The organism is Pelomonas baiyunensis (assembly GCF_043555935.1).
GTDB classification, from domain to species: domain Bacteria; phylum Pseudomonadota; class Gammaproteobacteria; order Burkholderiales; family Burkholderiaceae_C; genus Pelomonas; species Pelomonas baiyunensis.
In genome coordinates this window covers 729792-742037 of sequence record NZ_JBIGIB010000002.1, presented here as the reverse complement: position 1 = coordinate 742037, position 12246 = coordinate 729792, and the positions used below count along the sequence as shown (strand labels likewise).

Here is a 12246-nt window from a genome sequence, read left to right as displayed (position 1 = left end):
ATGGCGCCGCCCGCTGCGGCGCGCGAATTCTGCGCAAATGGCCGCGCCGCAAAGCAAAAAGCCCCAGCAGACCTTGCATCTGCTGGGGCTTTCGACTTGGTGGGCGGTGCAGGGTTCGAACCTGCGACCCCTGCCGTGTGAAGGCAGTGCTCTACCGCTGAGCTAACCGCCCGAATTTCTGGACCCGCGCTTTCAGGATCACCCCCACTTCGCAGTGGTGGTGGGCGGTGCAGGGTTCGAACCTGCGACCCCTGCCGTGTGAAGGCAGTGCTCTACCGCTGAGCTAACCGCCCTGAAAGCAGCAGACTTTCGTCTGCTTTGCGGTCCCGGCATCCGGGAAGCCCACGATTATGCCACGTTTTCTGCGGGTTCCAAAGAACGCCATTTGCAAGGTCCACCGGCGGCCTTGTCGAGGTCGGTCAGAAGCTTGGTGTGGGCCTCTGTTTCAGCCGCATTGGCACGCAGCACAGGCAGCTCGAAACGGCTCAAATCCACGGCCGCCACGGCTGCGTGGCCCTCTTGGCCAGACGCATCGCCGTGGTCGTCCATCAGCAGCGCGTCTTGACCGCGGGTCAAGCGGATGTAGACATCGGCCAACAGTTCCGCGTCCAGCAATGCGCCGTGCAGCACGCGCTTGGTGTTGTCCACTTCCAGGCGTCGGCACAGCGCGTCCAGCGAGTTGGCCTTGCCCGGGAACAGGTCGCGTGCCATCAGCAGGGTGTCTCGCACGCTGGCCACGTGGTCGGTGATGACCCCGCGGTTCAGGCGCTTGAGCTCGGCGTTCACAAACCCGATGTCGAACGGCGCGTTGTGAATCACCAACTCGGCGCCGGACAGGAATTCCAACAACTGGTCCGCGATCTGAGCGAACTTGGGTTTGTCCGCCAGGAACTCATCGGTGATGCCGTGCACCCGCAACGCGTCCTCGTGGCTGGACCGCTCGGGGTTGATGTAGAGGTGCAGGTTGTTGCCGGTCAACTGGCGGTTGACCATTTCCACACAACCCACTTCGATGATGCGGTCGCCCTTGTCAGCCTCCAGGCCGGTGGTTTCGGTGTCGAAAAAGATCTGTCGCATGCGTCACCCCGCGGGTCGAAGGTTGCGGCGCGTGGCCCAGGCAAACATCACCAGCCCAGCCACCACCATCGGCAGGCTCAGCCATTGGCCCTGGCTCAGGTCCAGCGCCCGCAGGCCCAGGAAGTCGTCCGGCTGCCGGAAGTACTCTGTGACGAAGCGCTGAGCCCCGTAGCCGATCAGGAACAGACCGGAAATCTGCCCCGTGGCGCGCGGCTTGCGCGCAAACAGCCACAGCAGCAAGAACAGGAACACGCCCTCACCGAGGAACTGGTAGAGCTGCGACGGATGCCGCGCCACACCGACCGGGTCGTTGGCCTGCGGAAAGACCATGGCCCACGGCAGGTCAGCGGGCGCCGGGCGGCCCCAGAGCTCCCCGTTGATGAAGTTGCCCAGGCGGCCCGCAGCCAGCCCCGTGGGCACGCACGGCGCGATCAGGTCGGCCACTTCAAAGAAGCCTCGACGACGCAGTCGCCCGAACACGCCCATGGCCACGATGACGCCGAGCAGCCCCCCGTGGAAGGACATGCCGCCCTTCCACACCGCGAACACTTCGCTCAGGTGCTGGGCGTAGTAGTCGGGCTTGTAGAAGAGGCAGTAGCCCAGCCGGCCGCCCAGCACCACGCCCAGCACACCGTAGAACAACACGTCGTCCACGTCCTGCCGGGTCCAGCCCACGGCCGCATGCTGCGGCATGCGGGCCCGGCGCCCAGCCAGCCAGAGGAACAGGCCGAACGCGACCAGGTAGGTGATGCCGTACCAATGCACGGCCAGGGGCCCGAGCCGGAGGGCGATCGGGTCAAACTGCGGGTGAACCAGCATGGTCGCTGAGGGAAGCAAAGGCGGCGCGCATCATAGCCAGCGCCCCAACGGGCGCGCGTTGCTCAGCCGGGGCCGTCCGTCAGGCCAGCGTACCCAACAGCTTTCGAGCTTCCTCGACGTTGCGCGGGTTGGCTCGCTTGTTCTGCACGAAGCGCTCCAGCGCCACGCGCGCGGCGGCCTTGTCGCCTTTGGCCAGCAGGGCCTGGCCCAGGCGATGGTCGATGGGCATGCGCTCACTGCCCTCCAGCCCGCGGGCCCGTTCCAAGGCTTGAATCGCTTCGTCGTACTTGCCGGTTTCGATCAACAGGCGACCCATGCCGTAGGCGCCGGCCGCGTGGGTGGGGTGCTCTCGCTGCACCCACTCGAAGGCGGCTTGTGCCTTGGGGAAGTTCTTCTGCTCGACGTACTCCAGTCCCAGCCGCGTCCATTGCCCGCGCAGTTCGCGGGCCAAGGTGCGGTCAGCGCCCGGCTTGGTGGACTGAAGCTCCCGCTCGGCGGTCGTCCAGTCTTTGTCATGCACCGCCACCATGGCGCGCAGCAAGCGCGCCTGCTCAGGCTGTCGCGCCTGGACGTCCGTGATCAAGGCCTTGGCCTTGTCCACCCCACCACCGGCAAAGCTCGGCGCCATCAGGTAGAACTGGGTCAGCACCGACCGCGCCTCAAACAGGGCCGGGTCCAACTCCACCGCCTTCAAGAACTGCTCCTTGGTCTTGGTGGCGAGGCCAGGCATCTTGAACACACTGGCCGTCATGGCCTGTTGGCCGTAAACACGGCCCAAGGCGTAGCTGCAGGCGGCCTGCGGCCGCTTCTCCACGCAGGCCTGCAACGTGGCAATGCTGGCTTCGATCCGACTCGGGTCGTTGTCGTCCAACGCCACCAAGGCCAGGGCGATGGTGGATTGATCGTCGTCCGACTGCGCCTTGGCGCGCAATTGCGCTGCCCGCCCCAACTCGGCGGTCTTGCCAGCATCCAGCCAGGCCTGCCACTGCGCGTCCTTGAGCAGTTCGGCGTGGGCCAGGGGCATGCAGCCCGCGAGCAACCAGGGCATCCATTTCACGTTCATGCGGTCCTTCCTTCAGGGGCGTCAGTGACGATGAGCGTCCAACGCACAGACCTGCCGACTGGAGCGCCGGGTTTACCCGGCGTGAAATTCGTCACGGCCAGGAGTGCCGCACGGCGGGCGCCACTCAGCGCTTGCGCTTGGCCGACGGACGCGACTGCCCCAGCGCTTCCATCTGCTGCTGGCGCCGCGCCTCCCGGCGCTGGTCCAGCGTGCGCATCACGTCGCGCTGCGTCCGGCCAGTGGCATCGGACCACGCCCACCACAGCACCGCCAACCCGAACGGCGCCAGCACGATCACCCAAGCCCACAAGTCATCGTTGTGGAACTTCACCCAGCCACCCAGACGCAACACCACCAGCGCCACGCCCAACAACACAAACCCCATCCGGTCGCTCCTTCAGGTATCTTTGCGGGCACTGTAGTCCAACGCCTTTGAAAGGTAAGCATGAAGAACGCGCTCATCCTCGGTCTGGCCCTCATTGCCCCGGCCGCTTTTGCCAACCAGGAACTGGCCCAGAAGAAGAACTGCATGGCCTGCCATGCGCTGGACAAGAAGCTGGTGGGCCCGGCGTACAAGGACGTGGCAGCCAAATACGCCAAGGACAAAGACGCCGCCAAGAAGTTGGCCGAGAAGATCGTCAAGGGTGGCGGCGGCGTGTGGGGCCCGGTGCCGATGCCGGCCAATGCCCAAGTGAGCCCGGCTGAAGCCGAGACGCTGGCCAAGTGGGTGCTGACCATCAAGTGATGCCCATCCCGGCATGAATCGACAGGCCCTGCGGGGCCTGTTTTCATTTCGGGCGCACCAGCCCCGGTGTCCCAGGCAAGACAGCGCGGAATCGAACGACCGTGCTAAAACCGACGCCATTCCCTTCACGACTCCGCGAGACATGGACCTCAACTTCACCGATGCGGAACTGGCCTTCCGCGCCGAGGTGCGCGACTGGGTTCGCACCCACCTTCCGGCTGACATCGCGCACAAGGTGCGGCATTCGCTGCGACTGAACAAGGACGACCTGCAGCGCTGGGCCAAGATCCTCGGCGCCAAGGGCTGGCACGGCTGGGCCTGGCCCAAGCAGTTCGGCGGCCCGGGCTGGAACGCGGTGCAGCGGCATTTGTTTGAAGAGGAATGCGCCCTCGCCTGCGCGCCGCGCATCGTGCCCTTCGGCCCGGTGATGGTGGCGCCGGTGATCATGGCCTTTGGCACGCCCGAGCAGCAGCAGCGTTTCCTGCCCGGCATCATGAGTGGCGAGGTGTGGTGGAGCCAGGGCTACAGTGAGCCGGGCTCGGGCTCTGACCTCGCCTCGCTGAAGTGCCGCGCCGAGCGCCAAGGCAACAAGTACATCGTCAACGGCCAGAAGACCTGGACCACGCTGGGCCAGTACGGCGACTGGATCTTCTGCCTGGTGCGCACGTCGAGCGAAGGCAAGCCGCAGACCGGCATCAGCTTCCTGCTGATCGACATGAAGACGCCCGGCGTGACGGTCAAGCCCATCATCATGCTCGACGGTGAACACGAGGTGAACGAGGTCTGGTTCGACAACGTGGAAGTACCGGTAGAGAACCTGATCGGAGAAGAGAACAAGGGCTGGACCTACGCCAAGCACCTGCTCTCGCACGAGCGCACCAACATTGCCGATGTGAACCGCGCCAAACGCGAGCTTGAGCGTCTCAAGCGCATCGCCACCGCGGAAGGCTTGATGGATGACCCGCGCTTCCGCGACCAGATCGCACTGTGCGAAGTGGACGTGGTGGCCCTGGAAATGATGGTGCTGCGCGTTCTGTCCGGCGAGCGCACCGGCAAGCAGCCGCTGGATGTGGCCGGCCTGCTCAAGATCCGCGGCAGCGAGCTGCAGCAGCGCTACACCGAGCTCATGATGCTGGCCGGCGGCCCGCTGGCGCTCCCCCACGTGCTGGACGCCATGGAAGCTGGGTGGCAAGGTGACCAATGGCTGGGTGGCGCCTGGATCGGCGGCGCCTCGCACGCCATTCCGCTGACGGGCAATTACCTGAACGTCCGCAAGACCACCATCTACGGCGGCTCGAACGAAGTGCAACGCAACATCGTCGCGCAGACGGTGCTCGGCTGACCGAGGAGACACATCCCATGGATTTTGATTTCACCGAAGACCAGGAAGCCCTGCGCGACGCCGTGCGCCGCTTTGTCGACAAGGACTACAGCTTCGATCGCCGGACGCAGATCGTGCGCTCAGGCGGCTTCGACCGCGCGGTGTGGGATGGCCTGGCGGGCCTGGGCCTCACGGCCTTGGCCGTGCCGGAAGCCCACGGCGGGCTGGGGTTCGGCGCCGTCGAGGCGATGGTCGTCATGGAAGAGCTGGGGCGCGGGCTCGTGCTGGAGCCCATCGCCCAAGGCGCCTTGATTGCCCCCGCGGTGCTCGCCCGTGCGCCCGAAGCCCTGCAAGCCGAATGGATGCCACGCATCGCCGGCGGTGAGGCCCTTGTTGTGTTGGCCCACCAGGAAGCCAAGTCGCGCTACCGCCTCAACCGCGTCAGCACCCGTGTCACAGACGGCCGCCTGACCGGCGTGAAGAGCCTCGTTCCCGCCGGCGATCTGGCCGATGCCTTCATCGTGCCCGCTCGCGTCTCTGGCAGCGACGATGCGGCCGAGGGCATCGCCCTCCTCCTGGTGGAGCGCGCGGCGGCCGGCGTCCACACCCGCGCCTACTCGCTGCACGACGGCTCCCGAGCCGCCGAGGTGCACTTCGACAACACGCCGGCCCAGCTGATCGCGGGCCCCGACCAGGGCCACGCCCTGCTGGAGTTGGCGGCCGACATCGGCATCGCCGCGCAAGCCGCCGAAGCCGTGGGCGTCATGGAGAAGTACCTGGCGCTGACGACCGAGTACATGAACACCCGCAAGCAGTTCGGCGTGGCCATCAGCAGCTTCCAGGCCCTGCGCCACCGGGCAGCCGATGTGAAGATGCAGCTCGAACTCGCGCGGTCGATGAGCTACTACGCCACGCTGCGCCTGGGCGATGCACCGGCCGTCCGGCGCCGGGCGCTGTCACAAGCGAAGGTGCAGTTGGGGCAGTCCATGCGCTTCGTCGGCCAGCAGTGCACGCAGCTGCATGGCGGCATCGGGGTGACGGACGAGTACGCCGGCAGCCACTACTTCAAGCGCCTGACCGCCATGGAAATGCAGTGGGGCGACACCCTGCACCATCTGGGCGAGGTCAGCGCCCGGATGCAGGACACAGCCGGCGTGTTCGCCTGACGACAGACGCTGGGGCCAGGCCCGACAATCCGGGTCATGTCCAAACCCCAGCGCCTCGATCAAATCCTGTTCTCCCAAGGCTTCGGCACCCGGCGTTTGTGCGCGGGCCTCATCCACCACGGTGAGGTTCAGGTCAACGGTGAGGTGGTCGACGACCCATGGGCCGAGTTCGACACCGCAGGCTTGAGTTTCGAGATCGGCGGTGTGACCTGGCCCTATTTTGAGAAAGCACTCGTCCTGCTGAACAAGCCCGCCGGCTACGAGTGCTCGCAAAAGCCCAAGCACCACCCCAGCGTGATGAGTCTGCTGCCGGCGCCGTTGCGTGAGCGCGGCGTGCAACCCATCGGCCGGCTGGACGAAGACACCACCGGGCTGCTGCTGCTCACCGACGATGGGACGCTCATCCACAAGCTCACGTCGCCCAAGCACCACGTCCCCAAGGTCTACGAGGCACGCTGCAAGCATCCATTGACGACGGCCATGGTCGAGCAGCTGCTGGCCGGCGTCGAGCTGAAAGAGCCGGAAGGCAAGTTCCAGCGCCCGCCGGAGATCAGCAAGGCCGAGGGCGCCGAGATCGCCGACGAGACGCTGCTGCGGCTCACGCTGGTGGAAGGCAAGTACCACCAGGTCAAGCGCATGGTGGCGGCCGTAGGCAATCGGGTGGAAGCCTTGCATCGCCCGCAGTTCGGGGCGCTGAAGCTGCCGCAGGACCTCAAGCCCGGGGAATGGCGCTGGGTCAGCAGCCCGGCTGATGTCTGGGGACAATGACGGCCATGCGAGTTTTCCGAGGCATTCACCACCGCGACATTGCCCCCGCCTGCGCGCTGACCATTGGCAATTTCGACGGGGTGCACCGCGGCCATCAGGCCATGCTGGCGCTGCTGCAGTCGGAGGCCCGGCACCGCCAGCTGCCAACATGCGTGCTGACCTTCGAGCCCCATCCACGAGACTTTTTCGCCGCCAAGCTCGGAAAGCCCGAGCTGGCACCGGCCCGCATCGCCACCTTGCGCGACAAGCTCAGTGAGCTCGAGCGCTGCGGTGTCGACCAGGTCGTCATCCTGCCGTTCGACGACAAGCTCGCGGCCTTGTCCGCACAGGAATTCATCCGGGACGTGCTGGTGCAGGGTTTAGGCGCGCGCTACGTGCTGGTGGGCGATGACTTCCGCTTTGGCGCCAAGCGGCTGGGCGACTACGCCACGCTGGACGCCGCCGGCCAGACGCAAGGCTTCGACGTGGCCCGCATGCTCAGCTATGAAGTGCGCGGCCTGCGAGTGAGCAGTTCCGCCGTGCGAGACGCCCTGGCTGCGGGCCAGATGGACAAAGCGGCCGCCTTGCTCGGGCGCCCCTATGCCATCTCCGGCCACATCACCCACGGGCGCAAGCTCGGCCGCCAGCTTGGCGAAACCCAGCCAGGCGCCGCCAACGGCTTTCGCACCCTCAACCTGCGCTTTCGGCATGACAAGCCGGCCGCCCACGGCATTTACGCCGTGCAGGTGCATGGCCTGACGCCCGAGCCGCTGCCCGGCGTGGCCAGCCTGGGCAACCGCCCCACGGTCGAAGACGCCGGCCGCGTGCTGCTGGAAGTGCATTGCCTGACCTGGCCCGCGGACCTGGGCCCCGAAGGCGGCTACGGTAAAATGGTCCGCGTGGATCTGCTGCACAAACTCCGTGATGAAGCCCGTTACGACGGGCTGGAGGCGCTGACGGCCGCCATTGCGGCCGACACCGAAGCAGCACGCGCCTTCCTCGCGGCGCACACGGCACCGCACGCCACGGTCAGCCGCCAGACCACCCGCGACCGAATTTGATGCGGCAGCCGCCGCTCTTCGTCGCCGCCCTTCCCGCTTCCTGACCGCCAGGTTCTCCCCCTGGCCGCACGCCATGACCACCCCGGACTACCGCTCCACGCTCAACCTGCCCGACACGCCCTTCCCGATGCGCGGCGACCTGCCCAAGCGCGAGCCCGGCTGGGTCAAGGCCTGGGAAGAGCAAGGCCTGTACAAGCGCCTGCGGGACGCGCGTTGCGGCGCGCCGAAGTTTGTGCTGCACGACGGCCCGCCGTACGCCAATGGTCAGATCCACATCGGCCACGCGGCCAACAAGATCCTGAAGGACATGATCGTCAAGGCCCGCCAGTTGGCGGGCTTCGACGCAGCCTACATCCCTGGCTGGGACTGCCACGGCCTGCCCATCGAGAACCAGATCGAGAAGACCTTCGGTCGCGGCCTGCCGCGTGACGAGGTGCAGGCCAAGAGTCGCGCCTACGCCACCGAGCAGATCGACGGCCAGCGCACCGACTTCAAGCGCCTGGGCGTGCTGGGCGAGTGGGACAACCCGTACAAGACGATGAACTTCGCCAACGAGGCTGGCGAAATTCGAGTGCTGAAGCGGCTGTTCGAGCGCGGCTTCGTCTACCGCGGCCTGAAGCCCGTCTACTGGTGCTTCGACTGCGGCTCGTCGCTGGCCGAATTCGAGATCGAGTACGCCGACAAGCAGTCGCCCGCGGTCGATGTGGCGTTCCTCTGCGCCGAGCCCGAAAAGCTGGCCGCCGCCTTCGGCGTGGCGCCGCTCACCAAAGAGGCGTTCACCGTCATCTGGACGACGACGCCCTGGACCATCCCGGCCAACCAGGCGCTCAACCTCAATCCCGAGCTGCCCTACGCGCTGGTCGACACGCCCAAGGGCTACTTCGTCGTCGCCGAGGCGTTGGTGGAGAAATGCCTGGCGCGCTGGCAGCTGGAAGGCACGGTCGTTGCCTCGGTGCCGGGCCGCAAGCTGGAGCTGCTGAAGTTCAAGCACCCGCTGGCCCATGTGCACCCGGGTTACGACCGCGAAAGCCCGGTCTACCTGGCGGATTACGCCACGGCCGACGACGGCACCGGTGTGGTTCACTCCGCGCCCGCCTACGGCCTGGATGACTTCCAGAGCTGCGTGGCCCACGGTCTCCAGTTCGACGACATCCTGAACCCCGTGCAAGGCAACGGCGCGTACGCGGCCGACCTGCCGCTGTTCGGCGGCCAGCACATCTGGAAGGCCAATGCCGTCGTCGCCCAGACGCTGCTGGACAACGGCCGCCTGATGGCCCAGTCCAAGATCACGCACAGCTACCCGCACTGCTGGCGTCACAAGACGCCGGTCATCTACCGCGCCGCGGCGCAGTGGTTCGTGCGGATGGATGAAGGCGACGGCCTGTTCACGACCGACAAGGCGCCCAACAGCCTGCGCCAGACCGCGCTGGCCGCCATCGAAGCGACGAGCTTCTACCCCGAGAACGGCCGCGCCCGCCTGCACGACATGATCGCCGGCCGCCCGGACTGGTGCATCTCGCGCCAGCGCAGCTGGGGCGTGCCGCTGCCCATCTTCCTGCACAAGGACACCGGCGAAGCGCACCCCAACACGCTCGAATTCATCGAGCGCGCCGCGCAGTTGGTGGAGGCCCATGGCATTGAAGCGTGGTCCAAGCTGGACCCCGCCGAATGGCTGGGCGCGGAAGCTGAGCACTACACCAAGGGCAACGACATCCTGGACGTGTGGTTCGACTCCGGCTCCACGTTCGAGCACGTGCTGAAGGGCAGCCACAAGGGCGCCGCGCACGACACCGGCCCCGAAGCCGACCTGTACCTTGAAGGTCACGACCAGCACCGCGGCTGGTTCCACTCCTCGCTGCTGATTGCCTGCGCTTTGTACGGCCGCGCGCCCTACAAGGGCCTGCTGACCCACGGCTTCGTCGTGGACGGTCAGGGCCGCAAGATGAGCAAGTCGCAGGGCAACGTGGTGGCCCCGCAGGCGGTGAGCGACAAGTACGGCGCCGAAATCTTGCGCCTGTGGACGGCTGCGACCGACTACTCCGGCGACTTAGGCCTGGACGACAAGATCCTGGCCCGTGTGGTGGACAGTTACCGCCGCGTGCGCAACACGCTGCGCTTCCTGCTGGCCAACGTCAGCGACTTCGACGCCGCTGCAGACGCCGTCCCGGCGGACCAGCTGCTGGAGGTGGACCGCTACGCCCTGGCCCGCGCTGCCGAACTGCAAGCCGACATCCTGGCGCACTTCGAGCGCTATGAATTCCACCCGGTCGTGGCCAAGCTGCAGGTGTATTGCTCGGAAGACCTCGGCGCGTTCTATCTGGACGTGCTGAAAGACCGCCTCTACACCACCGCGCCCAAGAGCCTGGCCCGCCGCTCGGCGCAAACCGCGCTGTGGCAGATCACGAACGCGATGCTGCGCTGGATTGCGCCCTTCCTGAGCTTCACCGCCGAGGAAGCCTGGCAGGTGTTCGCCGACCGCAAGGCGGGCGACTCCATCTTCACCGAGACCTACTGGAACTTCGGCGCCACGGACACGAACCTGCTGGCCAAGTGGGCGCGCATCCATGAAATCCGCGACGAGGTGAACAAGGCGATCGAGGCCGTGCGCACCACCGGCGCGGTCGGCGCCTCGCTGCAGGCCGAACTGACGCTGCAAGTCAATGAGCAAGATGAAGCCCTGCTGCGCTCGCTCGGCGACGACCTGCGCTTCGTGTTCATCACCTCCGGCGTGAAGCTGGTGTCGGCCGCCCAGTTCGGCGTGACGGTCACGCCCAGCACGCACACCAAGTGCGAGCGCTGCTGGCACTACCGCGCCGACGTGGGCAGCATCGCCGCCCACCCGACGCTGTGCGGCCGCTGCGACACCAACCTGCACGGCGCGGGCGAAACCCGCACGGTGGCCTGACCATGGCTGGCAAGAACCGCGGCAGCGTCAGCCTGACCCAGTGGCTGCTGATTGCGGCCGTCATCATCGTGGCGGACCAGTTCACCAAGATCCTGATCCTGGGCGCCTTCCAACTGGGCGACGTGCACCCGGTCACAAGCTTTTTCGACCTGGTGCGCGCCCACAACTACGGGGCCGCCTTCAGCTTCCTTCACGGCGCGTCCGGCTGGCAGCGCTGGTTCTTCCTGGGGCTGGGGCTGTTCGCCGCAGGCTTCATCATCTGGATGCTGCGCCGGCACGGGCAGCAAATGCTCTTCGCCTGGGCGCTCACGCTCATCCTGGGCGGGGCTCTGGGCAACGTCATCGACCGCGCCATCCACGGCTACGTGGTCGACTTCATCCAGGTTCACGCGGGCGGCTGGTATTTCCCCGCCTTCAACGTCGCAGACAGTGCGATCACCATCGGCGCCATCCTGTTGATCCTGGATGAACTGCGCCGTGTCAGACGCTCCTGAGCCCCACCCGCCCGGCTACGTCCCCTACGTTCCGGAACCCGCGGTCGAGATCGGTCCCAAGCTCCAGCCCTTGGCGCTGACTGCCCCGCTGCACTGGCTGCGGCAGGGCTGGCGAGATTTCATGCGGGCGCCGGCCGTCAGCCTGTTCTTCGGCGCGTGCTTTGCGCTGATGGGCTTGGCGGTGTTGATGGTGTTCCGCCACGCACCGATCTACACGTTGGCGCTGTGCGCGGGCTTCGTGCTGCTGGGCCCCTTGCTCTGCCTGGGGCTGTACCAGGTCAGCCTGCGGCTGGAACGTGCCGAAACGCCCACGCTGGACGACGCCCTGGGTGCCTGGATGGCCAACGTCAAGCAGATCGCCATCTTCGGCTTCGTCCTGCTGATCCTGGAAATGCTCTGGGGGCGCGCTGCCCTGGTGGTGTTTGCGGTGAGCTTTGACGGCATGCCTGACTTTGCCGGGTCGCTGCACAAACTGCTCAGCGCAGACACGCTGGGCTTTGTGACGGCCTACCTCGCCGTGGGTGCCGTGTTTGCCGGGCTGATCTTTGCAGTCAGCGTGATCGCGATGCCTTTGCTGCTCGACCGCGACACCGATGCCGTCACCGCCGGGCTCGCCAGCCTCAAGCTGTGCCTGACCCAGCCGCTGGTGATGCTGCTGTGGGGCGCGCTGGTCACGACGCTCGTCGTGCTGGCCATGCTGCCGTACTTCGCGGGCTTGCTGGTGGTGGGGCCGTGGCTGGGGCATTCGAGCTGGCATCTCTATCGGGCAGCCCTGGGTTCGCGAGACGCCACTTAGCGAAACTCTTCACGCGGCGAGGTGTGACAAACGGTGACAATCGCGCGCCGCT

The 12246-nt window shown here is 66.5% G+C and carries 12 protein-coding genes and 2 tRNA genes; 8 read left to right on the top strand and 6 right to left on the bottom strand.

Annotated features, from left to right (window positions below):
• Positions 1–97 precede the first annotated feature (97 nt).
• The 6 genes from ACG01O_RS09805 to ACG01O_RS09780 all read right to left on the bottom strand — a co-directional run bounded on the left by ACG01O_RS09805 (position 98) and on the right by ACG01O_RS09780 (position 3344).
• A tRNA-Val gene (locus tag ACG01O_RS09805) sits at positions 98–172 on the bottom strand.
• 46 nt (positions 173–218) lie between these two features.
• Positions 219–293, bottom strand: a tRNA-Val gene (locus ACG01O_RS09800).
• A 55-nt stretch (positions 294–348) separates the two neighbouring features.
• A complete protein-coding gene (gene dnaQ / locus ACG01O_RS09795; RefSeq protein ID WP_394383950.1) occupies positions 349–1077 on the bottom strand; it encodes a DNA polymerase III subunit epsilon in 729 nt (242 codons plus the stop codon).
• A gap of 3 nt (positions 1078–1080) precedes the next feature.
• Positions 1081–1896: a prolipoprotein diacylglyceryl transferase gene (lgt, locus tag ACG01O_RS09790; RefSeq protein WP_394383948.1), complete on the bottom strand. Its 816-nt coding sequence runs from the start codon at positions 1894–1896 to the stop codon at positions 1081–1083.
• A 79-nt stretch (positions 1897–1975) separates the two neighbouring features.
• Positions 1976–2959 (bottom strand): tetratricopeptide repeat protein, encoded by a 984-nt coding sequence (locus tag ACG01O_RS09785; protein ID WP_394383946.1) that lies wholly within the window; start codon positions 2957–2959, stop codon positions 1976–1978.
• A 124-nt stretch (positions 2960–3083) separates the two neighbouring features.
• Positions 3084–3344, bottom strand: coding sequence for a TIGR04438 family Trp-rich protein (locus tag ACG01O_RS09780; RefSeq protein ID WP_394383945.1), 261 nt, complete (start codon positions 3342–3344; stop codon positions 3084–3086).
• Positions 3345–3404: 60 nt separating this feature from the next.
• Between ACG01O_RS09780 and ACG01O_RS09775 the strand changes: the two genes are divergently transcribed.
• The 8 genes from ACG01O_RS09775 to ACG01O_RS09740 all read left to right on the top strand — a co-directional run bounded on the left by ACG01O_RS09775 (position 3405) and on the right by ACG01O_RS09740 (position 12194).
• Positions 3405–3704 (top strand): c-type cytochrome, encoded by a 300-nt coding sequence (locus tag ACG01O_RS09775; protein WP_394383943.1) that lies wholly within the window; start codon positions 3405–3407, stop codon positions 3702–3704.
• Positions 3705–3846: 142 nt separating this feature from the next.
• Entirely contained in the window at positions 3847–5046 is a 1200-nt protein-coding gene (locus ACG01O_RS09770; protein ID WP_394383941.1) for an acyl-CoA dehydrogenase family protein, read from the top strand.
• Between the two features lie 17 nt (positions 5047–5063).
• Positions 5064–6191, top strand: coding sequence for an acyl-CoA dehydrogenase family protein (locus ACG01O_RS09765; protein WP_394383939.1), 1128 nt, complete (start codon positions 5064–5066; stop codon positions 6189–6191).
• Between the two features lie 36 nt (positions 6192–6227).
• Positions 6228–6959 carry a pseudouridine synthase gene (locus tag ACG01O_RS09760; protein WP_394383938.1) on the top strand — a complete coding sequence of 244 codons (732 nt, stop codon included), beginning with the start codon at positions 6228–6230 and terminating at the stop codon, positions 6957–6959.
• Positions 6960–6964: 5 nt separating this feature from the next.
• On the top strand, positions 6965–7999 hold the full coding sequence (locus ACG01O_RS09755; protein WP_394383936.1) for a bifunctional riboflavin kinase/FAD synthetase: 1035 nt from the start codon (positions 6965–6967) through the stop codon (positions 7997–7999).
• Positions 8000–8072: 73 nt separating this feature from the next.
• Positions 8073–10904, top strand: coding sequence for an isoleucine--tRNA ligase (gene ileS / locus ACG01O_RS09750; protein ID WP_394383934.1), 2832 nt, complete (start codon positions 8073–8075; stop codon positions 10902–10904).
• Between the two features lie 2 nt (positions 10905–10906).
• Positions 10907–11398: a signal peptidase II gene (gene lspA / locus ACG01O_RS09745; protein ID WP_394383932.1), complete on the top strand. Its 492-nt coding sequence runs from the start codon at positions 10907–10909 to the stop codon at positions 11396–11398.
• The gene (locus ACG01O_RS09740; protein WP_394383930.1) at positions 11382–12194 is read left to right on the top strand and encodes a DUF2189 domain-containing protein; all 813 of its coding nucleotides are present in this window, start codon (positions 11382–11384) and stop codon (positions 12192–12194) included. Before lspA ends, ACG01O_RS09740 begins: the two co-directional genes overlap by 17 nt.
• Positions 12195–12246 lie beyond the last annotated feature (52 nt).